This is a genomic window from Propioniferax innocua (assembly GCF_006716235.1).
Taxonomy (GTDB): domain Bacteria; phylum Actinomycetota; class Actinomycetes; order Propionibacteriales; family Propionibacteriaceae; genus Propioniferax; species Propioniferax innocua.
Genome location: NZ_VFOR01000001.1, coordinates 1,218,821 through 1,241,505, shown reverse-complemented (window position 1 = coordinate 1,241,505; position 22,685 = coordinate 1,218,821). Strand labels below are relative to the sequence as shown.

Sequence of the window (22,685 nt, the reverse complement as noted above, 5' to 3'; positions counted from 1 at the left end):
ATTGTGGCCAGAACCTGACCGCAACGTTTTTCTATGTGTGGTGCCCCTCGTCTTGGGGCCACCTGAGCTGACTCCAGGAACCTGCTGGGGAAGGGGCTGCCGGAAAAGAGATTGCTGGGGAAGGGGCTGCCGGAAAAGAGGCTGCTGGGGAAGGGCCTTCGGGGCGCCCTGGCTGTGGGCCAAGGGGAAGGGGCCAGCCCCGGTTCAGGGCGCGGTCCGCAGGTTCTGGCCGTGGGCTAGGGGGAAGGGGCCAGCCCCGGTTCAGGGCGCGGTCCGCAGGTTCTGGCCGTGGGCTTGGAGGAAGGGGCCTCTGGACGGGGCGCTTCGGTTCAGAAGTAGTAGGGGAAGTCCGACCAGTCAGGGGCTCGTTTCTCGAGGAATGAGTCACGGCCTTCCACGGCTTCATCGGTCATGTACGCCAGACGTGTGGTCTCCCCGGCGAAGATCTGCTGGCCCACCAGCCCGTCGTCGATGGCGTTGAAGGCGTACTTCAACATGCGCTGGGCGGTCGGTGACTTGCCGCAGATCTTCGCGGCCCATTCCAGGCCCACCTTCTCCAGCTCGTCATGGGTGACGACCTTGTTCACCGTGCCCATGCGCTGTCCCTCGGCGGCGTCGTAGGTCTCGCCGAGGAAGAAGATCTCGCGGGCGAACTTCTGACCCACCTGACGGGCGAGGTAGGCCGAGCCGAAACCGCCGTCGAATGAGCCGACGTCGGCATCGGTCTGTTTGAAGCGCGCGTGTTCAGCGCTCGCGAGGGTGAGATCGCAGACCACGTGCAGGGAATGCCCGCCGCCTGCGGCCCAACCGTTGACCATGGCGATCACCGGTTTGGGCATGAAGCGGATGATGCGCTGGGCCTCGAGGATGTGGAGGCGTCCGGCACGGGCTTTGTCGACGCTGTCGGCGGTCTCCCCGGAGGCGTACTGGTAGCCGTCGCGGCCACGGATGCGCTGGTCGCCGCCGGAGCAGAAGGCCCATCCGCCGTCCTTGGGGGAGGGACCGTTGCCGGTGAGCAGGACGCATCCGATGTCTCCGCTGGTGCGGGCGTCCTCGAGGGCGGTGCAGAGCTCATCGACCGTGTGTGGCCGGAACGCGTTGCGCACCTCCGGGCGGTCGAACGCGATACGCACCGCAGGCACATCCTTGGCGCGGTGGTAGGTGATGTCGGTGAAGTCGAACCCCTCGACGGGTTCCCAATCCTCGCTATGAAAAGTCACACTCCCAAGCTAGCCGCTGTGCCCTCAGCGTTCACCGATGTGTCGTCCGGCGCGTCAGCGACGACGCCAGCGCCTGCGGCATCATGGATGCATGGGTGAGCATGAGCATGCGTCCGGCTGTGGCGATGCCCGAAAGAGATCGACGCCACAGGACGATGAGCAGGAACAGTCGGTTCCCGCTGACTGGTGGCGCAGGTTCGGCCCCGGTCAGCCGATGATCGGCCCGGTCACTCCGCGAGGCCGTACAAACGGTCACCGGCGTCGCCGAGGCCCGGGACGATGTAACCGTTCTCGTTGAGCCTTTCGTCGACGGCTGCCACCACCAAGCGGGTGGTCACATCGAGTTCTTCGGTGAGGTGACGTACCTTCTCGATGCCTTCGGGGGCGGCCAGCAGGCAGATCGCCGTGATGCTGTCCGCGCCGCGCGATGCAAGGAAGTTCAGTGTGCCGCCCAAAGAGCCGCCCGTGGCGAGCATGGGATCCAGCACGATGCACTGGCGCCCGGAGAGGTCGCGGGGCAACCGCTCGGCGTAGGTGACCGGTTCCAGGGTCTCCTCGTTGCGGGCCATGCCCACGAAGCCGACCTCGGCGTTCGGCATCAGCCGCGTCACACCCTCCAACATGCCCAGACCTGCGCGGAGGATCGGCACGATCAACGGATACGGCGTGGTCAGCGCGGTGCCGTTCATGCGTGTGACCGGTGTCTGCACCTCGGTCTGGGTGACTCGGATGTCGCGCGTGGCCTCGTAGCTGAGCAGCGTCACCAACTCGTCGGTCAGACGCCGGAACGTGGGCGAATCAGTGGTGACGTCCCTCAGCTTCGTGAGCTTGTGCGCGATCAGCGGATGCTCGACGGTGATGACTTCCATGCTTTCCTCAATCCTGGGACGGAACGCGGATAGGGCGGCTGCGCTCACCACCGGTGACGTGGAACGGGTACACGCTGGTCGCCTGTGCCTCACCCATGACCGATACTCTAGGCTGTCCATGTCATGTGAGGTTCTTGGCCATGTGACAGGGTTGGTGAGTCGGATGGGTCAGGAGACGTAATGAGTGACTTCGTTGACGAGGAATACGAGTCCTTCGAGCTGCCGCGCCGCGCGTCGTCCGGGCGGGCCGACGACGCCCTTTATGAAGACGTCGACGACTTCGATGATGATGACGACGACGATTTCGATGATGACTACGACGATCTCGACGACGATGACGACGATCTCGACGATGACGACGATGACGACGATCTGGAGGACGCGACCGACGAGGACATCGACCTGGTCATCGCGGTGCATCGCGAGGATGGCCAACCCGTCGCGCAGGCGCTGAACAAGGACCTGGCGAACGACCTCGAAGAGCTGATCATCCAGCTGCGCCGTCTCCCCGCCGATGCCGGAGCCACCGGATTTGTGTCGTTGGCCGAGGAGATCTTCATCGTGGTGCTCGTGCGCGGGCAGAACGTGCAGGTGGTGCTCTCCGATGCCTCGGCTGCCTCCGACTGGCCGATCGCCCGTGACGTGGCGGACTTCCTGGGCGTCGATGACTGGCCCGACCCCGAGGACGATGACTCCGAACCCATGGGCGATCTGGACATGCTGGCCGACCTTGGCGTCAGCGAGCTGGACATGCAGGAGTTCTGCGACAACTACGACGATGCGTCCTACGATCTGCTGGCCGACATCGCCGACGCGATGAAGGTGGGCCCGGCGTTCCGCCGCGTCATGGACACCTTCGATCTCGACGACTGACGGGCATGACGCCGGCCCTCGGAACGTGTCGATGACGCGATGGGACCCCGCCATGCGTCTGGCCTTGGAGCAAGCACGTCTGGCCGCCGAGCACGGTGATGTTCCGATCGGAGCCGTGGTGCTCGACGCTGCGGACTCCGTGGTGGCACGCGCTGGGAATGAGCGCGAGCTGGCCGGTGACCCCACGGCCCATGCCGAGATCCTCGCCCTGCGCCAAGCCGCCCAGGTGGCGGGGGAGTGGCGGCTGCATGGTCACACACTGGTTGTGACGCTCGAACCCTGCACGATGTGTGCCGGGGCGCTGGTGGCCGCGCGCGTGGACCGTGTCGTGTTCGGCGCCTTCGAACCCAAGACGGGGGCCATTGCGTCATTGTTCGACGTCGTTCGTGATCCACGGCTGAACCATCGCCCACAGGTGGTGTCCGGCGTCCTCGCCGAAGAATCCGGGGAACTGCTGCAACGTTTCTTCCGTCGGTGAGCCGGCGAAACGCCGAAGACTTCGCCCAGAACCGGACTCTGCTGCTGGTTAACGTATGCCCATGGGGGATACAGTCAAGGGGGGATTCACGCCACGACACGGCCTGGTGGCTGCCGTGGTGCTGATGTTCGGATGGGTGGCGTGGAACCGCCGCTGGATGACCGATGACGGATACATCAACATCCGTGTCGTGGAGCAGTGGCTGGCCGGCAACGGAGCGGTGTTCAACGCCGGCGAACGGGTGGAGGTGGCCACCAGCACCCTGTGGCTGTGGCTGATCGCGTTGCCCTCGGCCGTCCTTCCGGTGGAACCCAGCGTCATCGCGGTGGTGCTGGGATGGATCTGCGCGGTGTCCGCGGCGGTGGTCGCTGCACTCGGGTCGCTGCGATTCGCTCGACGCGCCGGGCTGGAAGCTGCCTCGTCCTTTCCGCTGCCCCTCGGGCTGTTGGTGATGGTGGGCATCACGCAGTTCTCCGACTTCGCGACCAGTGGTCTGGAGAACGGGCTCACCTGGTTGTGGATGGCGGTGTGCTTCTTCGGTCTCGCTGGGCACATCGGGTCCGAGGCGCCGGCCCATCGCCCGCTGTGGTTGCCGGTGGTGCTCGGTCTGGGGTGGCTGGTCCGCCCCGACGCGGCCCTGTACTCGGCGGCGTTCCTGTGCGCGTTGATCGTGATGTCCCGATGGTCGTGGCGTGGTCTGGCCGCGAGCCTCGGCTTGGCGGCGGTGCTTCCTGTGGCCTATCAGGTGTTCCGCATGGGCTACTACGCCACAGCGGTGCCCAACACCGCGTTGGCCAAGAACGCCGATGGGAGCCTGTGGTCGTTCGGGCTCAACTACCTCTGGGGTCTGGTGCGTCACTACGCCCTTGTGGTGCCGATCGCCATTCTGCTGCTGGCACTGGTGGTGCGGGTCGCGCGCCTCGTGCGCGACGGCAGGTGGCAGGCATTCTGGCTGCTGGGCGCCACCATCGGTGCGGCGCTGCTCCACGTGGTCTACATCACCAAGGTCGGTGGAGACTTCATGTTCGGCCGGTTCCTCCTTGCGCCGATCTTTGCGATGATCCTGCCGTTGGCGGTGATCCCGATCCGTGCGGAGGAGTTGCGGAGCTGGGTCGGGGTTGGGACGTCGACGATGCTGGTGTGGACGTTCTACGCCGGTGGCACGGTGCAGGCGCAGCGCTTCCACGGGCATGGAGTCCAAGACGAGCGGTTCATCTACACCGGCTGGGTCCCTTCGGGCTCGACGCTCCGCCCTTGGGAATGGGCCGGGTTCAGCTTCTACGAGCATGGATTCGCCGTGGCCAAGGACCGGGATCGTGGGGAGCGGTATTTCCAGGAGGCCGATGGGCGGCGCGTGCCGGTGGCGGACGGCTACGACCTCGTCTACACCCACAACGTGATGGGCATCGTGTCCGTGGTCGCCGGGACCGAGGTCATTGTCATCGACAATCTTGGACTGGCCGACCCGCTCGCTGCGCGCATGCCGCTGCCCACCGACAAGCGGGTCGAGCGCGTCGGCCACATGGGCCATCCTGCGGAGTTTCGGATCGCGCGGTATGCCGCGCCCACCCCGGATGATTCGCCGCAGGTGCAGGCGGCCCGCAGGGTGCTGGAATGCGGTGACGTCGCCCGTCTGCAGCGCGGCATCAGCGATCCGCTGACACCGCGGCTTTTCTGGTCGAACGTCGTGGAGGCACCGCGTCTGACGACGCTCCAGATCCCGAGGGACCCGATCGCGGCGGAGGAGCAGCTGTGCGACTCAGACGGGGTTGAGGGTGTCTCCATCGACGCGAAGGAGCACGCTCGCTGACACGCCGTCGAGGGTGGCGTCGACGAACATCTGTTCGCCCTCGAGCCACAGCTTCGCGGTGGCAAGGCTCGGGGCGAACACGCCTTCCTCGCCCAGATGCCGCTGGGCCATGTGCTGGATGTCGGCGACGAGCGGCACGTCGCGCAGCAGATCGAACAAAGTGGTCTCGGGCGGAAGGTCACCGGTCTCGGCGCCGGGGGCGACCCGGCCATCGGTCCACGTCATGGTTTCGAATCGGCGGTCCTCTTCGGCCGCCATGTGCACGGCCACGGTGGACGGCATCGTCAGGAGGATGACCCCGCCCAGCAGAGCTGGGCGGTGATGCCGGATTTGCCGCAAGGCGGCTTGCAATGTCCCTGCTCGCAGCAGGTGCTGACTCCAGCCGCCACACGCGGCGACCGGTGTCACTGCTGCGGCGAGGGCTGCCCCCATGAAAGCTCGTCTCAACACGGCGCCAGCCTAGGCAGATGAGCCTGCCGAGCGCAGTTGATCAGCCGGGTGTCGGTCAACGAATGGCAACCGATTGGCGAACACGGGGTTAACTGCGTTATCGTCTCCGACGGTGACGTGACAGAGTGGCCGATTGTGCTCGCCTCGAAAGCGAGTGAGGGAAACCTCCGCGGGTTCAAATCCCGCCGTCACCGCCGCTGCGAGGCCCGGGCATCTGGATGGATGCCCGGGCCTTGTTCATTTTCTGCTTGCCCCCATGCCCGCGCGTCTCACAGCCGGTGCTTCTCCCACGTGGTGACTGACGCGCCTCCCACACCTGACCCGAGTCCACCTAGACGTTGCGCCGCGCAGACACGGCACCACGTCAAGGTGGGCCACAGCTCCCAGCAGTCGGGCACAGTGGAGGCGTGCAGCAATGGTGGAGTCTGGTCACGGCGACCCAGCCGGTGCCCGGGGCCGAGCAGCAGGCGCTCATCGGGCTCGTGGCGCTGGGGCTGGTTGTGCTCGCATGGCCGTGGACGCGGATGCTCTCCACGATCGTCCACGAGGGTGGTCACGCCACCGTCGCCATGTTGGTGGGCCGCCGGCTCGAGGGCATCAGGCTCCACTCCGACACCTCGGGGCTGACCGTGAGCCGGGGCCGTGCGAGCGGGCCGGGCATGGTCGCCACACTGTTGGCGGGGTACCCGGCCCCGGCATTGTTCGGGCTGCTGACGGCGTGGGTTCTGTCGAAGGGGTACGCGGTCGGGCTGCTGTGGGGATGCCTGGCATTGCTGTTGGTGATGCTCCTGCAGATCCGCAACCTGGTCGGGGCGGGCGTCATGCTCGTTCTCCTGGCGGGGATGGGCGCGGCCACGTACTACCTCGAACCGGTGCATCAGTCCTGGGTGGCGCACCTGCTCACGTGGGTCCTGCTGATGTCCGGTCCCCGCGTCACGATGGAACTCGGGCTCCGTCCCGGGGCAACGTCCGATCCCGGGCAACTGAGACGCCTCACCGGCGTCCCCACAGCCGTCTGGACGGGCCTCTTCGCGTTCGTGTCATGGGCGACCGCACTGGCCGGATTCGGCGTGCTCGTGCCCCAGCTGGCCACGGTGTGGCAGGGGTCCTGAGCCCATGCCGCTGTGCTGCTCGGCCTGTGGGGCGCCTGCCTGGTGGTGCCGTTCGTCGCCACCCTCATCGGGGGCATGCGCTTGGACTGGAGCTTCCCGTTCCTGCAGCAGCAGGTGGCCGCCACGGGGCAGGAGATCCCGATGCCGATGTGGGCGCTGGCGCTGATCTCGATCTTTCAGATGCCTCTCGCAGCATTCGTGCCCAACGGAATCCTCGGGGCGGCCGAGGAGATCGGCTGGCGCGGCTACATGATGCCCGAACTGATGAGGCTGGGACGCGTGCCGGCGCTGCTCGTCGGAGGCGTCATCTGGGGTCTGTGGCACACCCCGTTGACGTTGCTGGGCCATAATTTCCAGACCGACGCCTGGTGGGGGCCGCTGGTGATGTCGGTCGGCTGCATCGTGTTGGGCACGGTGCTCTCATGGGCACGCCTGCGCACCGATTCGGTCTGGCCGGCTGCCATCGGCCACGGCATGTTCAACGCCGCTGCCGGCACCGGTTTCATGATTGCCGCGCTGGACCCTGCGCCCAACCCCGTGATCGTCTCGCCCCTCGGCGTCGCCGGCTGGATCGTGCTCGGGGCCATCGCGGTGGCCCTGCTGGCCCGGGCCCCATGGAGCCCGGGCGAGAGCCTCACCAGATCGTGACGCGCTCCTCGGGAGCCAGCCACATGCCGTCCCCGGGTTCGACGCCGAACGCATCGGCGAAGGCATCGATGTTGCGCGCGATCTGATTGCAGCGGAACTCCTCGGGGGAGTGCGGGTCCACCGCCAGCAGCATCTTCACCGTCTCGGGCCGACGCTTGCCCCGCCACACCTGCGCCCACCCGAAGAACAGCCGTTGGGCACCGGTCAGCCCATCGATCGGCTCGGGCTCGGAATCACCCACGGCCAGACGCCACGCCTTGTAGGCGATGCCCAATCCGCCGAGGTCACCGATGTTCTCGCCGATCGTGAGCTCCCCGTTCACCTTCTGCCCGTCGGCCCCGGCGGGGGAGAGCACGGCGAACTGGTCGATCAACGCCTTGGTCCGATCCTCGAACGCCTCGCGGTCCTCGGCTGTCCACCAGTCGCGCAGACGCCCGTCCCCGTCGCACGTGGAGCCCTTGTCGTCGAAGCCATGCCCGATCTCATGGGCGATCACCGCACCGATGCCGCCGTAGTTGATGGCGTCGTCGGCGTCGGCGTTGAAGAATGGGGGCTGCAGGATCGCTGCGGGGAACACGATCTCGTTGCGCAGCGGGTGGTAGTAGGCATTGACCGTCTGCGGGGTCATCTCCCACTCATCACGATCGATGGGCTTGCCGAGTTTGCCGAGCTCGTACTCGGCATCGAGGCGGTTCGACGCCAGCACGTTCGCCACGACATCATCACCTGGCTCGAACCCGGAGTAGTCACGCCACTTCACCGGATGCCCGATCTTGGGGGTGAACCCCTCGAGCTTGCGCAGGGCCTCGGCGCGAGTGGCGTCGGTCATCCAGTCGAGTTCGGCGATGGAGAGACGGTAGGCCTCGATCACGTTGGCCACGAGTTCGTCCATACGGGCCTTCGACTCGGGCGTGAAGTGACGCCGCACGTACAGGCGTCCCACGGCCTCACCGAGCGCTCCCTCCACGAGCCCGACACCACGCTTCCACCGCTCGCGGTTGGTGGGGGTGCCGGAGAGGGTGGTGCCGTAGAACGCGAACCGGGCGTCCACGAAACGCTGCGAGAGGTACGGGGAGAGACCCGAGATCGTCGCGAAACGTGCCCAGTCACGCCACTGTTCGAGACGCTCCTCGACGAGCAGTTCGGCCAGACCGGTGAAAAAACTGGGCTGGCAGTTGACGAACTCGCTGAACTTCTCGGCAGCGATGCCCGCGCCGGCCAGGATCTCGTCGAACAACAGCCCCGGGACGGCGGCGGTGAAGGCCTCCAGCGTCTGGAGGTTGTACATCTTGACCAGATCACGGGTCGTCACATTGTCCCAGTGGTGGCTCGCGATCGCGGTCTCCAGCGTCAGGACGCGATCGGCGCGGGCCTCGGCATCGCCGAAACCGGCGAGGGTGAATGTGTGGGCCACATGCTCGCGGTAGGCCGTGAGCGTCTCGGCGTGCTCCTCGGCGCGGTAATACGCCTCATCGGGGAGCCCCAGACCGCCCTGGCCGAGGAACAGCACTGGACGCGTCGGGTCGCCCGGATCGGCCTCCACCGACCATCCCAGCGCCGAACGCAGCCCCATCGCGCCCCGCGCACCGAGGTGCTGGGCCAGTGCAGTCACCGAATCGATGGCGTCGATCTCCGCCAGGAACGGCTGCAGCGGGGCGGCGTCCATCTCTTCGATCCGGTCCACGTCCATGAAGGAGCGGTAGAGCGCCGCGATACGGCGTTCATCGGGGTCGGTGAGATCGTCGCGCTCCACCAGACCGGTGATGATCTCACGCACCGCCACCTCTGCCTGATCGCGCAGATCGATGAAGGCCCCGGCGCCGGACTTGTCGTCATCGATCGATGCCGTCGCCAACCAGGTGCCGTTGACATGTCGGAACAGGTCCTCACGCGGCGAGACCGTGGTGTCGAAATTGCTGGGATCCAAGGCAGGTGCGCTCATTCGCCCCAATCTAGTCGACCGGTTCGTTCACCCCACCGGCGACGCATGGTTACTCGAAACGGACCTTGATGGGATCGTTGACGACCGATCCGCGTGCCGTGGTCTCGAAGTCGTACTGTTCCCCGGCCATGCCCTCTGTCTCACCGTTCTTCACCTTGACCGAGAGCGCGACGGTCACGGTGAGGTCGGCCTCGGCGACCGTCTGGTCCTGGTCGGAGAGGACGGGATCCAACTGCTCGACCGGGTCACCCACGAGCGTCCAGCGGATCGTCGCCGGATCGGCCTGCTGCTCCGAGCCGGCCGTCACCAGCTGCGGACACCCCTCCGGTTCGAGTTCACGACGCTCCATACAGGCGGCCAGGGCCTCTTCGACGTTCTCGCGGAAGGCGGTGATCCCCTCGGCGGAGAGCCGGGGCTGGGGCTCGAGCACCGGGAAGGAATCGGGGCCCTGGACCAAGAAGGGTTCGGCGTCGTACTCGATACGAGTCAGCGAGGTTGTCATGAGGTAGGCGCCAGGAAACGCCTCGACGCTGTCGGCGGTGAGCTCCACATCGTTGATCAGAACCGGCACATTCGTGGGGCGGGTCACCTGGACCGTTGTGGTGACGTGGGCGAGCTGCCAATCTCCATCCTGGTTCTGCACCACCGGGAAATCGGCCTGGGCCTCTTCGTCGCCGAGCCGATAGGTGACGTGCACCGAGGCCGCGCCGGTCTGCTTCACCGACACATCGGAGATGGGGGCGATCTCCTGGGAGCGGCGCAGTACCTCGTCGGTGAGCAGCTCACTCGCGGGCACCTCACCGGCCTGCAGCGCGATCGCCGCTTCGGCATCGTGTTCCTGCAACGCGTCGAAGAACTTCTCCACCACCTGCTCAGGCGTGCGGGCGGCCACGGGAGCGGTGCCGGGCACCGAATTGGTCGCGATCACGATCAGACCCACCACCAACACCATGACCATGATGCCGGCGACGACGCCACCCACGATGATCCCGGTGTTGGACTTCTGCGGGCCACGGCGACGCCGACGAGACCTTCGTGGCGGTTCGGGAGAATGCCGGGCATCGGGGCGTTCGCCTGGCGTCGGCTCGGCTTGGTGGGCCGACGCCACCGGAGCCGAAGGTCGGGGCGCCTGCTCACGCGTGGTGGGTCGACGCTCGTGGGCAGGACGCGCGCTGACCGGTTGCTGAGGCTTCGCGTTCCCCAATGAAGGAGGAACTCCGGTCTCGTCGGCTTGGAACCACGGGCCACCGGTGTGGGAGGCCGACGGCTGGCTCGCGGACGGCATACCGGCGTCCGGCCGATGGGGTGGCCGTGCGGGCTGGCCCTGCGAGGGGCGGGGACCGGTGGGGTTGAGTCGAGTCGTGTCCGGATCATCCTGCATCGAACTCACCCCTTCTCACAGACGGCCGCGTCCAAGACTAAGCCCACTTCACAGTCATCCGGACATGCTGGCAGTTCGGCCGTTCCGACCGGGGCGTCTGCACAGTCATTCTGACCATGTGAAATCGGGCGCTTCGGTCAGCAGATCCGTGGTGTATCCGCTTTCGACCTCCATCTGCTGGTCGAAGGGCTGTGGATTGCCCTCCACCGTGATGGTGGCCGTGATCTGCAGCGTGAACGATACGCGTCCGGTGGCCAGGGCGTCGTGCTCGTTCAGCGTCGGCCCTTCGAAGTCCTGCACGGGATCCCCCACCAGCGAGGTCTGGACGGATTCAGGATCGATGGGCTGATCGTCGGGCGCGGTGTAGTTCCAGGGGCAGCCTTCCGGCGCGAGTTCGTTGCGCTGGGCGCAGGACCGCAATCGTTCCTCGACCACACGTCGCACACCCGCTTCGGTCTCGTCGGCAACAGCCACGGTCGCGTCGACCGGTTCGGGCTCCGAGAGGTCGGTCACCGTGAACGTGCCGTTCGGGAACTCGAGCCACTGTGAACCGGTGGACATCTGGTGTTGGCCGGGGAACAGCAGCACCCGATATTCGTAGCCCGGAGCCTCGGCCTTGACCCCGTCCACCATCACCGGGACCATCTCGGGCCGCGGTGCCACGAGAACCTCCGCAGCCGCACGCTCCACCTGCCACTGTTCCCCCTTGGGCTCCATGGCCAGCGAGGTCACGGTCTCCTCCTCGCCGACGCGGTGCTTCAACCGCACCACATCGCCGTCGACGCCCTCGACGCCGATATCGCTGATCGGAGCCTGATCCAGGGAAGCCCGCAATGCCTCATCGGTCAGGAACGGCCCGTTCTGTTCGGTGGCCGACATGGCGAGGGCATCGCTCGCGCGGCCCTCCGACACTGCAGTGAGGAAGGCCACTGCGGCCGCCTCCTTGGTGTCGTTCCGAACGACCGGGGTCGGCTGCGGGGCAGAGGCCTGACTGCGGGCTCGAAGAACGATTGCGCCCACGAGGATCAGCGCACTGACCAAGGCCAACGGCACCACCCAGGCCCAGATCGAGCGATGCCGGGCCACCGGTTCGGGCTCGATGGCCCGAGCCGGCGGCCGATCACCTGGATGCGGGAGATCCCGAGGCGGCGGGCTCTGGTCGGGGTCGGGGCGCTGCCATGGACTCGTCACGCGCGGGAGACTACCCCCAAGTTCATCGACGCGCTCGGGAACGGTCGGTCAGGCCTCGGCCGCCACCCAGGTGTCGGAGCCGGCGAGCAGGTCGTTGACCATCGCATCGTCGGCGGGATCCGAGCCGACGGCCGTCTCCACCTGTTCGCGGATCAGATCGTCGTACGCGGGTCGCTCGACGCTCCGGAAGATCCCGATCGGGGACCGCTGCAGGACGCCGGCATCGGTCAGACGCGAGAGGGCGAACGCGGTCGTTGGGTCGGGGTCGTGGGCATCGTGCACCAGCACGTTCTCCAAGCCGACCTCGGCGACTTCCTTCACCTCGACCCCGCCGGTCGCCGTCCGCACGATGCCCCACTGATTCTCGGCACCGAACACGATCGGTTCGCCCTGCACCAGCGGCACGATCGCGTCGGCCGCCGAATCGCGATCCTTCAACACGGTGAATGCGTCGTCGTTGAAGATCGGGCAGTTCTGGTAGATCTCCACCAGCGACGTGCCTCGGTGTTCCGCCGCTGCAGTGAGGACCTCGCTGAGGTGCTTGCGGTTGGAATCCACCGTGCGGGCCACGAACGTCGCCTCGGCCCCGAGCGCCAGCGAAACCGGGTTGAACGGGGCATCGACCGAACCGGCGGGGGAGGATTTGGTGACCTTCCCCACCTCCGAGGTGGGGGAGTACTGGCCCTTGGTGAGCCCGTAGATGCGGTTGTTGAACAGCAGGATCGTGAGGTTCACATTGCGGCGCATCGTGTGGATCAGGTGATTGCCGCCGATCGAGAGGGCATCGCCGTCACCGGTGATCACGAACACCGCGAGATCGGGACGCGCGGTGGCCACACCGGTGGCGATGGCCGGCGCGCGACCATGGATCGAATGCATGCCGTAGGTGTCCATGTAATAAGGAAGGCGCGACGAGCAGCCGATTCCGGAGATCACCACGGCGTTCTCGCGCGCAATGCCCAACTCGGGCAGGACGCCCTGGAACGCGGCCAGGATCGCGTAGTCGCCGCATCCGGGGCACCAGCGCACCTCCTGATCGCTGGTGTAGTCCTTGCGCGTGGTCGGGGTGACCGCCAGGGGAACACGGTTGAGGCCCTTTGCTGATGAGGTCTGGGCCGGTGAGTTCTGGTCCGGTGAAGTCTGTGTCATGTCCACTCCTCAGTTCTGGACGATGTCGAGCAGGTCGTCGGCCAACTCCGACAACGAGATGGGCAGGCCGCGCACCCGCGAGTACGACTCCACATCCACGAGGTACTTGGCGCGCAGCACCATGGCGAACTGGCCCAGGTTCATCTCGGGCACGATCACGCGCCGGTAGCTCTGGAGGACCTCGCCGAGGTTCGCCGGCGGCGGGTTGAGATGGCGCACATGCGTCTGTGCGATCCGGCCACCTGCGGCGCGGACGCGGCGCACCGCGGCGGTGATCGGCCCGTAGGTCGAGCCCCAGCCGAGCACCAGCACATCGGCGCCATCGGGATCATCCACCACCACATCGGGCACCTCGCGCACGATGCGGTCGACCTTGGCCTGACGCAGCCGCACCATGCGGTCATGGTTCTCGGGGTCGTACGAGATCGAGCCGGAGCCGTCGGCCTTCGCCAGACCACCCAGACGATGCTCCAAACCGGCGGTGCCGGGCTTGGCCCATGGACGAGCCAACGTTTCGGGGTCGCGTTTGTACGGCAGGAACGTCGCGTTGTCCTTGGCGTCGGTGCCGTTGGTCTCGGTGGCGAATTCGGGGTCGATGGGGGCGATCTCGCTCACATCGGGCAGACGCCACGGCTCGGCACCGTTGGCGATGTAGCCGTCGGAGAGCAGCATGACTGGCGTCCGGTAGGTGATGGCCCACCGGACCGCCTCGAGTGCGGCGTCGAAGCAGTCGGCCGGTGTCTGCGCGGCGATCACGGGGAGCGGGGCTTCGCCGTGGCGTCCGTACAGAGCCTGCAGGAGGTCGGACTGCTCGGTCTTGGTCGGCATGCCGGTGGAGGGGCCGGCGCGCTGGATGTCGCAGATCACCAGAGGCAGCTCGGTCATGATCGCCAGCCCCATCGTCTCGGACTTCAACGCGACGCCCGGGCCCGAAGATGAAGTGACGCCGAGGTGACCGGCGAAGCTGGCGCCGAGGGCCGCGCCGATCGCGGCGATCTCGTCCTCGGCCTGGAATGTGGTCACATCGAAGCGCTTGTGCTTGCTCAACTCGTGCAACACGTCGGACGCCGGCGTGATCGGGTAGGCGCCGAAGAACATGGGAAGGCCGGCCTTGTAGGCGCCGGTGAGCAGGCCGAATGCGAGCGCGCGGTTGCCGGTGATCTGGCGGTAACGTCCCGGAGCCGCCGGTGCCTTGCCCACATGGAACTGGTTGGCGAAGGCCTCGGTGGTCTCCCCGAAGGCGTAGCCGGCGCGGAACGCCGCGAGGTTGGCGTCGCGGATCACGGGTTTGTCGGCGAATTTCTCGGTGAGGAACTTCTCGGTTCCCGCGGTTTCCCGGTCATACATCCAGCACAGGAGGCCGAGGGTGAACATGTTCTTCGAGCGTGTCGCGTCCTTGCGGGTCAGGCCGAATTCCTTCACCGCGGCGATGGCCATTCCCGAGAGATCGAGCGCATACACCTGATACGCGTCCAGGGAATCGTCCTCGAGCGGGTTGGTCTCGTAGCCCACCTTGGCGAGGTTGCGCTTGGTGAACTCATTGCTGTCGGCGATCACCAGGCCGCCACGCGGCACATCGGAGATATTGGCCTTGAGCGCGGCCGGATTCATCGCCACCAGAACATCGGGGCTGTCTCCGGGGGTCATGATGTCGTAGTTGGCGAAATGCAACTGGAAGCTCGACACCCCCGGAAGCGTTCCCTGCGGGGCGCGGATCTCGGCCGGGAAGTTCGGGAGGGTGGAGATGTCGTTGCCGAACACGGCGGCGTCTGCGGTGAAGCGGTCACCGGTGAGCTGCATACCGTCGCCGGAGTCGCCGGCGAAGCGGATCACCACGCGGTCAAGGGTCTGTACGGACACGTCGGGGAGGTCACTTTCTGTTGAGGTGCCCCGATTTTAGCAACCCGTAGCTTGCTAAAAACAGGGCCATGGCTGTGTGCAGCTGGCGATTGCCGAGCGGGGGCAACCTTGGACACCATAGCCTATGGATCCATAGGAAAAACTAATCCCATTATGTGGGTGCAAGCTGGTCGATGTCATGTCGGAGTCCGGCCAGATCAGCGGAGGGAACTGCCGCGTCGGCCCACTCCAAGGCATCGAACGGGCATTCCTCGACGCAGATCCCGCAGTACATGCAGATCGACCAGTCGATGATGAAGCTGTCGAGCACGTTGCGAGTACGTGAACGTGGCCCGCGACCGGTCTGCTGGGTGGGGGCATCGGCGTTCACCTCGGTGTGCGATTCGATGTGGATGCACCACACCGGGCATTCGCGGGCGCAGATCATGCAGGAGGTGCAGCGTGACTCGATCAGGTCGATACGGCCGTGGCTCATCGGGTCCTCCTGCGTCGGACGCGGCCGCCCTCGGCGCTGCCTGCAACGTCGGCGGGGTCGGGTTCGGGGGCGTCGGCGTCGCGCGCGCCCCACACCTCGGGGTCGGGGACGCCCGGTGGCACCATGCGCCGCCGACTCGGGGCGGCGTCCCCGGGTTCTTTGGCCCCCGGCCATGAGGCGGCGACGCGGGCCGCGGCGACCGATTCCTTGCGCAATGGGTGAGCGCCGAAATCCGGGGGCAGAAGGAGGGGGCGTGGGTCACCGCCGGTGAAGCTGATCCCGAACAGGTCGGCGATCTCCCGTTCGGACCACGTGATCCCCGGGAACACGTCAGACAGGGAGTCCACGGACGCCTCGTCCCGGGGGATGGATGTCTCGATGAGGGTCTCTTCGCCGCGATACGGATCTCCGTGACGCAGACACAGGGTGAGACAGAACTCCTCGGTGCGGCCGATCTGATCGCTGCAGTCGAGCCAGTCGAAGTGTGTGAAGCCCGCTTCGGTCGCTGTCGTCACCGCGTGACGCCACTTGTTCGCTGTCGTCACCGCGTGACGCCACTTGGTAGGTGGTGCTTCGCTCGTCTCTGGCGTCATGGGGGTGATTCTAGGCCCGTAGCTCCTCGAGGGTGCTGTGCAGGGCCGCGGGGGTGGGCGGGCATCCGGGGACGAACCGGGCCACCTCGAGCATCTGCCCGATGCCCTTGGTGACCGCGTATGAGTCCCAGTAGGGGCCGCCACTGGATGCGCAGACGCCGAACGAGACCACCTTGGCGTCGTGGCGGGCGATGATCTGCTCCACATGCGCCACGACGGCATCGGTGACGGTGCCGGCGACGATGATCGCGACGGTGTCCCCGGGCTGGAGCGGTACCTGCCCCCGGGGAGCGGAGTCGTCATGCACGGCATGAAGTGCTGTGGCGGCTTCCATCTCGATGGCGCAGCACGCCAGTGAGATGTCGACCACCATCAGTGATCGGTCGCCGAACCAGTCCCATGCCTGCATGGGGTCACCTTACGTGCGGGAACGCCCGGAACGTACTGCACGGGTCGGAGGTGGGCGGCCCTGGAGCGGAGCCGCCCGGTGGGGCCGCTCTATGGACCTTCCGCTGCTCCGGGCCGGGTGGCGAAATAATGCTGTTCAACCGCAGCCGGGTCGTTCTGGCCCGTCCCTCAGGCGTGGTCGACCGCCGTCTCGAAGGGTGGCCACACACCGAGTGAAGCCTTTCATGACGGGGGCTTAATGGTTGCTTAAGCCAATGCCGGCTTCGAGACTTAAATGCACTGGGGCGCCAGCGACGGTCGCTCCGGATGGGAGCACAACGATGAGCGCCATGACGCATACCAAGGCCGCAGATGATGGGGCACGAACCAGTGCCGCCGCGCTGGCCAGGTCCCTTGGTGTCAGTGCGGCGTCGGTCTCGTATGCGCTCCATGGTAAGCCCGGGGTCTCCGATGCACTGCGCGCACGCATCCTCGATGCGGCTCGGGAACGAGGCATGATCATTCCTCAGGCTGCCGCAGCATCGGATCAGAGCACCGTGTTCGGGCTTGTTTTGGCAGACGTCCTCAACCCGTTCTATTCGGAGCTGGCTGTGACCGTCACGGACGCGGCTCGTTCTTATGGGCACGAGGTGTTCATCAGCCAGACCGCCGACGAACAGTCATCGATCGACCAGGCGGTCAGCGCCATGATCGCGCACAACGTGGACGCAATGATCCTCACCGTGAGCCAGGCCGACGACGCCTCGTTGACACGGCTTCTGCGCCATGCACACACCCCATTCGTGCAGCTCTCGCGACGGAATCTGGGAACGGACGCCGATTTTGTGGGCATCGACGATTTCCGTGCCGGAGGAGATATGGCCCGACATCTGCTGAAGCACGGCTACCGCAGATTCGCGCTCATCGCCGGGTCTCCCATGTCGAGCGCCTCGCGGGTGCGCGCCGAGGGGTACCGAAAAACGTTGCGTGCGGCGGGCGTCGCGCTGCCGCGGTCTTGGAACATCACAGCCGGCCTCAACGAGGCCGACGGCATCCGCGCGGCGGAGTATCTGCTGGGACAGGCGGAGCTTCCCGAAGCGGTGATCTGTGGCACAGATTCCATTGCCCTCGGGTTGATCAGCGTCCTCCACGCACATGGGCTCAAGGTGCCCGATGACATCGCGGTGGTGGGGTTCGACGGTTTGACGGGCGCGCGCTCACGCCTTGTCGACCTCACCACGGTGGTTCAGCCACGCCTGGAGATGGCCCAGCGGGCCATGGGCCTCGTCCGGCACCGGTTGTCGGAGCCCAACGCCGAGGCCCAGTCCATCTATTGCAATTACAAGTTGTACATCGGCAGGAGCTGCGGATGTCAGAGCAGAAAGGAATGAGGCCATGACCTCGTATCTCATGACGGATCGGGTCGCCATCGTCACAGGCGGCGCCCGGGGCATCGGCAGGGGCATCGCGCTGGAACTGGCTTCCCGAGGAGCCCGAGTGGCAGTGCTCGACGTGAATCAGGAAGCGGCTCAGGAGACCGCAGAGGCCGCTGGCAACGACTCATTCGGGCTGGCTCTGGACGTCGCCCAGCGAGAAGACGTCGACCGCGTGGTGGCCGAGATCATCGAGCGCTGCGGACGGATCGACATCCTGGTGAACAACGCAGGGATCAACCGGGACTCGATGTTGTGGAAGATGACCGATGAGCAGTGGGACAGCGTGATCGCAGTCGACCTCAGCGGTGTGTTCTACCTCTGCCGGGCAGTGGGGACACACATGCGCGGCAACGGCTACGGGCGCATCGTCAACGTGGCCTCCGCCTCGTGGATGGGCAATATCGGCCAGACGAACTACGCGGCGGCGAAAGCCGGCGTCGTGGGGCTGACCCGCTCGATCAGCAAGGAGCTGGCGCGGAAGACGATCACCGCCAACGCGGTCTGCCCGGGGTTCATCGAGACCGACATGACTCGGGGCATGCCGGAGGATCTGTTCAACGCACAGCTCGACAAGATCCCGCTCGGTCGTGCCGGTGAGCCGGCTGACGTTGCGCGGGTGGTCGCCTTCCTCGCCAGCGACGACGCCGCGTATGTCACCGGCGAAGTCATCAACATCGGAGGGGGCTACAAGCTGTGACGAAGTTCATCTCCATGGACGAGGTCGCTGGACTCGTCCCGAACGGAGCCACCGTCGTCGGCGATGGGATGACTCTGATGGGGGTGGCCGACGAACTCCTCGAGTGCGTCGAGTCCTCGTTCCTCGCGACCGGAGCGCCCCGTGACCTCACCTATGTCCAGGCGGCGGGGCAGTCCAACCGAGAGATCGGTGCGTCACGGCTCGCTCACAAGGGGCTCGTCAAGCGCGTCGTGGGATCCCACTGGGGGCTCACCCCGAAGCTGGGGGAGCTTCTCGGGGCGGACGAGGCGGAGTGTGTCTGCCTTCCGCAGGGACAGCTGTCAACGTTGTATCGGACGATCGCAGCGGGCCGTCCCGGGCAGCTTTCGACCGTGGGGCTGGGGACCTTCGTGGACCCACGCGTTGACGGTGGTCGTTTCAATGCCTCGGCGAAGACGAATATCCCCGTCGACGAATACGTCGATGTCGTGGAGCTCGATGGCCAGGAATGTCTGCGGTACAAACCCATGCACTTCGATGTGGCGTTCATCCGAGGCGCCGTGATCGACGAACTGGGCAACCTGACCCATCGCGAAGAGGTCTCCGGGCTGGACGCCTTGGCGATCGCTCAGGCCGTGCACAACTGCGGTGGCATTGTGATCGCTCAGGTGAAGGAGATCGTCGAGCCCGGCGCGATCCGCGCCCGCGATGTCACGGTTCCGAGCGTGCTCGTCGATTATGCGGCTGTCACGAGCGATCCGGAGCTGCACCATCGCCAGACACATTCGTTCCCTCGGTTCAACGATGACCTCCTGTCCGGTTTCGTCTCGCCCGACAACGTGGGCAAGGCATTCGAGGCGCAGGAGATGGCGGAGGAACGCATCTCGATCGGAATGAACGGAGTGCGGCTCGTCGAACCCGGGGATGTGATCAACGTGGGCACCGGGATCCCCGCCGACACCGTCGGACGCGCCCTCCACCGCGCTGGTCTTCTCGATCAGGTTCACCTGACCGTCGAGTCGGGGACGTATGGCGGGATTCCTCTGGGCGTGGTCGATTTCGGCGCTGCCATCAAACCCCAGGCGATCATCGGACACCCTCAGCAGATGGACTTCTACAACGGTGGCGGAGTCAACATCACCTTCATGGGGGCCGGTCAGGTCGACCGGAAGGGTGATGTCAACGTCTCCCTCCTCGGTGGCCGCGCAGTGGGTGTCGGCGGGTTCATGGACATCACCGATGGCGCCCGCAAGATCTGTTTCCTGATCTCGGCCGCGGGCAGGCACCAGAAGTTCGTCGACGGCGTGGACCAGGTTTCCTTCAGCTCCGCCAGAGCGCTGGCCCGCGGCAAGCAGGTGTTTTTGGCCTCCGAGTACTACGTCCTCGAATTCACCGACGCCGGATGGCGCGTCATCCACACCCTCGACACACCCGAAGCCGATCAGGCCGTCGCGGCGATCCAATTCGTCCTCGGCGCAAACGAATAAATGGAGGAAACATCATGAGTACACCGGATCGCATCGTCATCGTCGGCGGCGCACGTACACCAACCGGTTCCTTCGGAGGTGAGCTGAAGGACGTCGACAACCACCTGCTCGGCGCCCATGCCGTCAAGGCAGCGGCTGCGCGGGCCGGGGTCGAGGTCGCAGATGTCGACGAGTTCATTGTCGGCTGCGTCGGGCAGGTGGGCGGTGACGCGTTCGTCGGACGCCGGGTCGCCCTGTCCGCGGGAGCGCGGGAATCGTCCACGGCCATGAGTGTGAATCGTCTTTGCGGCTCCGGGCTGCAAGCCATCGCGTCGGCCGCCATGGAGCTCCGGCTGAACCCCGAGACGAAGATCGCGGTGGCCGCGGGCGCCGAGAACATGACCCGGCAACCATTCATGGATTTCCAGGCGCGCACGGGATACAAACTGGGGCATCACAAGCTGATCGACGGCACGCTGTCGTTGGTCACCGATCCGTTCGGTGGCTACCCCATGGGCAACACCGCAGAGAATGTCGCGCGAGAATTCGACATCTCCCGTGAAGCCCAGGATGAGTTCGCGGCCGAGTCCCAGCGTCGGGCCCAGGAAGCGCTGGCTGCCGGGGCGGTTGCCGATGAGATCGAACCACTCACAGTCAAGGAGCGTCGTGGTGAGCGTGTCGTCGACACCGATGAGCACCCTCGCGATGGCGTCACCGCAGAGAAGCTCGGGCGCATGCGTCCGGCGTTCGTCGAGGGGGGAACCGTTACCGCGGGCAACAGCTCCGGTATCAACGATGCCGGCGCCGCAGTCGTGCTCATGCGAGAGAGCGAGGCGCGCGACCGGGGGCTCGAGCCGCAGGCCGAGTTGGTGGATTTCTGCAAGGCCGCACTGCGTCCCGAGATCATGGGATACGCGCCCAAGCTAGCCATCGACAAGATTCTCGACCGTACCGGGATGGCGCTGTCGGATTTCGGCTGGATCGAGCTGAACGAGGCGTTCGCATCGCAGGCGGTCGCCGTGATGCGTGATGGCGGTCTCGACCCGGAGAAGACCAATCCGCTGGGCGGCGCGATCGCCTGGGGCCATCCGATCGGTGCGACGGGCGTGATCCTTTCGCTGCGCACGGTGGCGAATCTGCGGAAGAAGCAGCTTGAACACGGGCTCGTGACCATGTGCATCGGCGGCGGCCAGGCCGTCGCGGCCATCTTCCGCGCCCTCTGACCTAACCAACACGGGTGTGGTCCCAGCGGCCACTGGGACCACACCCTCGACCCACCACATCGCATCGATTCAAGGAGGAATCCATGTCCGACTCCATCATGGTTGGGCCCATGGCAGACCCTAACAAGCGTGATCGGCTCAACGGGATCAGCAAGAAGAACTTCGGAAAGCTGATGCCGCTCCTGATCATCGTGTACATCATTTCGTTCATCGACAGAACGAACATCGGGATGGCCAAGGAGGCATTGAGCGCTGACGTCGGTCTTGACGCGGCGGCATTCGGTCTGGGAGCCGGGCTGTTCTTTGCGGCCTACGCCTTCCTCGAGATCCCGTCCAACCTCTTGATGCACCGATTCGGCGCGCGGTTCTGGATCACCCGAATCATGATCACCTGGGGCCTCATCTCGATGGCGATGGCCCTGACGTGGAACGAATGGTCGTTCTACGTTCTTCGCGTGCTGCTCGGTATCGCCGAGGCCGGGCTGTACCCCGGCATCATCCTGTACATCACCTACTGGTTCCCCCGGCACGAGAGGGCGAAGGCGATCGGCCTGTTCCTGCTCGGTGTCTCGCTTGCCAACATCATCGGCGCACCGTTGGGCGGTCTGCTGCTGCAGCTGGACGGAATGGCGGGACTCCACGGCTGGCAATGGATGTTCATCATCGAAGGACTTCCCGCCGTCCTACTCGCCTTCGTCGTATGGTTCCGCCTGCCGGACCGCCCCTCCGGAGCCTCGTGGCTCAGCAGCGACGAGAAGGAGCTCCTGGAGGAGCAACTCGCTGCCGAGGACGATGGGCAGGGCGCGAAGGCACATGGTTTTCGTGCGCTGATCCCCGTGGCCAAGGACCCGATCATCTGGGTGGTCATCGGTGTCTACTTCACCCATCAGGTGGCCGTCTATTCGTTGAGCTACTTCCTGCCGGCGATGGTTCACGGTTTCGACGCGAACATGTCGAGCCTCACGATCGGTCTCATCACGGCGATCCCCTGGATCGCTGCTGCCATCGGTTCGACCCTTCTACCGCGGTTCGGAACCACCGTCATGCGCCAGAAGAGCATGGTTTCGGGCGGTCTGGTGAGCGTGGCCATCGGCCTGGTGATCGCTGCGGTCTCGCAGGGCAACCTTGCGCTCGCGGTCGTCGGGTTCTCCTTCGCGGCGTTCTGGTTCTTCGTGATCCAGTCGATGCTGTTCACCTTCCCCGGACGCCGGCTCAGTGGAGCAGCTGTGGCTGCGGGCATCGCGATGGTGAACATGTTCGGGCTCTTCGGCGGGTTCTTTGGTCCGACGATGATGGGGGCGCTGGAGAAGTCGACCGGCAACTCGCTCTCGGGCCTGTGGCTGATCATCGGACTCGCGGTGTTCGGCTCGCTCTTGGCGTGGGCACTCCGCGGTTCCAAGAACGATTCCATGGCGTGATGCGGACGGGCGATGCGGCCCGGCCAGT

The 22,685-nt window shown here is 65.9% G+C and carries 22 protein-coding genes and 1 tRNA gene; 11 read left to right on the top strand and 12 right to left on the bottom strand.

Annotation, left to right across the window (positions count from 1 at the left end):
• Positions 1-329: 329 nt before the first annotated feature.
• From FB460_RS05860 to upp, 3 genes are read right to left on the bottom strand one after another with little or no spacing between them, the layout of a single operon-like run.
• Complete coding sequence (locus FB460_RS05860; RefSeq protein WP_142093104.1) at positions 330-1,220, bottom strand: 1,4-dihydroxy-2-naphthoyl-CoA synthase; 891 nt, start codon at positions 1,218-1,220, stop codon at positions 330-332.
• Between the two features lie 31 nt (positions 1,221-1,251).
• Positions 1,252-1,476 (bottom strand): hypothetical protein, encoded by a 225-nt coding sequence (locus FB460_RS13180; protein ID WP_142093103.1) that lies wholly within the window; start codon positions 1,474-1,476, stop codon positions 1,252-1,254.
• The gene (upp, locus tag FB460_RS05850; RefSeq protein ID WP_142093102.1) at positions 1,448-2,089 is read right to left on the bottom strand and encodes a uracil phosphoribosyltransferase; all 642 of its coding nucleotides are present in this window, start codon (positions 2,087-2,089) and stop codon (positions 1,448-1,450) included. The genes FB460_RS13180 and upp overlap by 29 nt, the downstream gene beginning before the upstream one ends.
• Before the next feature lie 180 nt (positions 2,090-2,269).
• Here upp and FB460_RS05845 point away from each other — a divergent pair, with 180 nt between their 5' ends.
• The 3 genes from FB460_RS05845 (at position 2,270) to FB460_RS05835 (ending at position 5,250) form a co-directional block, all read left to right on the top strand.
• Positions 2,270-2,962 carry a tRNA adenosine deaminase-associated protein gene (locus tag FB460_RS05845; protein ID WP_142093101.1) on the top strand — a complete coding sequence of 231 codons (693 nt, stop codon included), beginning with the start codon at positions 2,270-2,272 and terminating at the stop codon, positions 2,960-2,962.
• Positions 2,963-3,014: 52 nt separating this feature from the next.
• The gene (gene tadA, locus FB460_RS05840) at positions 3,015-3,440 is read left to right on the top strand and encodes a tRNA adenosine(34) deaminase TadA (protein ID WP_211345892.1); all 426 of its coding nucleotides are present in this window, start codon (positions 3,015-3,017) and stop codon (positions 3,438-3,440) included.
• A 61-nt stretch (positions 3,441-3,501) separates the two neighbouring features.
• The gene (locus tag FB460_RS05835; protein WP_142093099.1) at positions 3,502-5,250 is read left to right on the top strand and encodes an arabinofuranosyltransferase AftB family protein; all 1,749 of its coding nucleotides are present in this window, start codon (positions 3,502-3,504) and stop codon (positions 5,248-5,250) included.
• Here the strand turns inward: FB460_RS05835 and FB460_RS05830 are convergent.
• Complete coding sequence (locus FB460_RS05830; protein WP_142093098.1) at positions 5,200-5,700, bottom strand: hypothetical protein; 501 nt, start codon at positions 5,698-5,700, stop codon at positions 5,200-5,202. The two genes, FB460_RS05835 and FB460_RS05830, sit on opposite strands and share 51 nt — an antisense overlap.
• A gap of 111 nt (positions 5,701-5,811) precedes the next feature.
• On the opposite strand from FB460_RS05830, the gene FB460_RS05825 reads away from it, so the two are divergent.
• The 3 genes from FB460_RS05825 to FB460_RS05815 all read left to right on the top strand — a co-directional run bounded on the left by FB460_RS05825 (position 5,812) and on the right by FB460_RS05815 (position 7,460).
• Positions 5,812-5,894, top strand: a tRNA-Ser gene (locus FB460_RS05825).
• A gap of 213 nt (positions 5,895-6,107) precedes the next feature.
• On the top strand, positions 6,108-6,812 hold the full coding sequence (locus FB460_RS05820; protein WP_142093097.1) for a M50 family metallopeptidase: 705 nt from the start codon (positions 6,108-6,110) through the stop codon (positions 6,810-6,812).
• A 12-nt stretch (positions 6,813-6,824) separates the two neighbouring features.
• Positions 6,825-7,460, top strand: a complete 636-nt coding sequence (locus FB460_RS05815) for a CPBP family intramembrane glutamic endopeptidase (protein WP_142093096.1) — start codon at positions 6,825-6,827, stop codon at positions 7,458-7,460.
• Here the strand turns inward: FB460_RS05815 and FB460_RS05810 are convergent.
• The 8 genes from FB460_RS05810 to FB460_RS05775 all read right to left on the bottom strand — a co-directional run bounded on the left by FB460_RS05810 (position 7,447) and on the right by FB460_RS05775 (position 16,460).
• Complete coding sequence (locus tag FB460_RS05810; protein ID WP_142093095.1) at positions 7,447-9,402, bottom strand: M13 family metallopeptidase; 1,956 nt, start codon at positions 9,400-9,402, stop codon at positions 7,447-7,449. The two genes, FB460_RS05815 and FB460_RS05810, sit on opposite strands and share 14 nt — an antisense overlap.
• 49 nt (positions 9,403-9,451) lie before the next feature.
• On the bottom strand, positions 9,452-10,783 hold the full coding sequence (locus FB460_RS05805) for a hypothetical protein (RefSeq protein ID WP_170209961.1): 1,332 nt from the start codon (positions 10,781-10,783) through the stop codon (positions 9,452-9,454).
• Between the two features lie 105 nt (positions 10,784-10,888).
• Positions 10,889-11,974 carry a hypothetical protein gene (locus FB460_RS05800; protein WP_142093093.1) on the bottom strand — a complete coding sequence of 362 codons (1,086 nt, stop codon included), beginning with the start codon at positions 11,972-11,974 and terminating at the stop codon, positions 10,889-10,891.
• 48 nt (positions 11,975-12,022) lie between these two features.
• Positions 12,023-13,123 carry a 2-oxoacid:ferredoxin oxidoreductase subunit beta gene (locus tag FB460_RS05795; RefSeq protein ID WP_142093092.1) on the bottom strand — a complete coding sequence of 367 codons (1,101 nt, stop codon included), beginning with the start codon at positions 13,121-13,123 and terminating at the stop codon, positions 12,023-12,025.
• Positions 13,124-13,132: 9 nt separating this feature from the next.
• The gene (locus FB460_RS05790; protein WP_281281824.1) at positions 13,133-14,983 is read right to left on the bottom strand and encodes a 2-oxoacid:acceptor oxidoreductase subunit alpha; all 1,851 of its coding nucleotides are present in this window, start codon (positions 14,981-14,983) and stop codon (positions 13,133-13,135) included.
• A gap of 151 nt (positions 14,984-15,134) precedes the next feature.
• Positions 15,135-15,458, bottom strand: a complete 324-nt coding sequence (locus tag FB460_RS05785) for a 4Fe-4S binding protein (RefSeq protein WP_142093091.1) — start codon at positions 15,456-15,458, stop codon at positions 15,135-15,137.
• A complete protein-coding gene (locus FB460_RS05780; RefSeq protein WP_142093090.1) occupies positions 15,455-16,051 on the bottom strand; it encodes an NADH-quinone oxidoreductase subunit C in 597 nt (198 codons plus the stop codon). The genes FB460_RS05785 and FB460_RS05780 overlap by 4 nt, the downstream gene beginning before the upstream one ends.
• A gap of 10 nt (positions 16,052-16,061) precedes the next feature.
• On the bottom strand, positions 16,062-16,460 hold the full coding sequence (locus tag FB460_RS05775; protein WP_142093089.1) for an NADH-quinone oxidoreductase subunit B: 399 nt from the start codon (positions 16,458-16,460) through the stop codon (positions 16,062-16,064).
• A 328-nt stretch (positions 16,461-16,788) separates the two neighbouring features.
• Between FB460_RS05775 and FB460_RS05770 the strand changes: the two genes are divergently transcribed.
• The 5 genes from FB460_RS05770 to FB460_RS05750 all read left to right on the top strand — a co-directional run bounded on the left by FB460_RS05770 (position 16,789) and on the right by FB460_RS05750 (position 22,657).
• Positions 16,789-17,829 (top strand): LacI family DNA-binding transcriptional regulator, encoded by a 1,041-nt coding sequence (locus tag FB460_RS05770; RefSeq protein ID WP_170209960.1) that lies wholly within the window; start codon positions 16,789-16,791, stop codon positions 17,827-17,829.
• Between the two features lie 4 nt (positions 17,830-17,833).
• Positions 17,834-18,571: a 3-oxoacyl-ACP reductase FabG gene (gene fabG, locus FB460_RS05765; RefSeq protein WP_211345847.1), complete on the top strand. Its 738-nt coding sequence runs from the start codon at positions 17,834-17,836 to the stop codon at positions 18,569-18,571.
• Entirely contained in the window at positions 18,568-20,037 is a 1,470-nt protein-coding gene (locus tag FB460_RS05760; protein ID WP_211345846.1) for a CoA-transferase, read from the top strand. The genes fabG and FB460_RS05760 overlap by 4 nt, the downstream gene beginning before the upstream one ends.
• 14 nt (positions 20,038-20,051) lie before the next feature.
• Positions 20,052-21,239, top strand: a complete 1,188-nt coding sequence (locus tag FB460_RS05755; protein ID WP_142093086.1) for a thiolase family protein — start codon at positions 20,052-20,054, stop codon at positions 21,237-21,239.
• 83 nt (positions 21,240-21,322) lie between these two features.
• Positions 21,323-22,657 (top strand): MFS transporter, encoded by a 1,335-nt coding sequence (locus tag FB460_RS05750; RefSeq protein ID WP_211345845.1) that lies wholly within the window; start codon positions 21,323-21,325, stop codon positions 22,655-22,657.
• Positions 22,658-22,685: the final 28 nt, after the last annotated feature.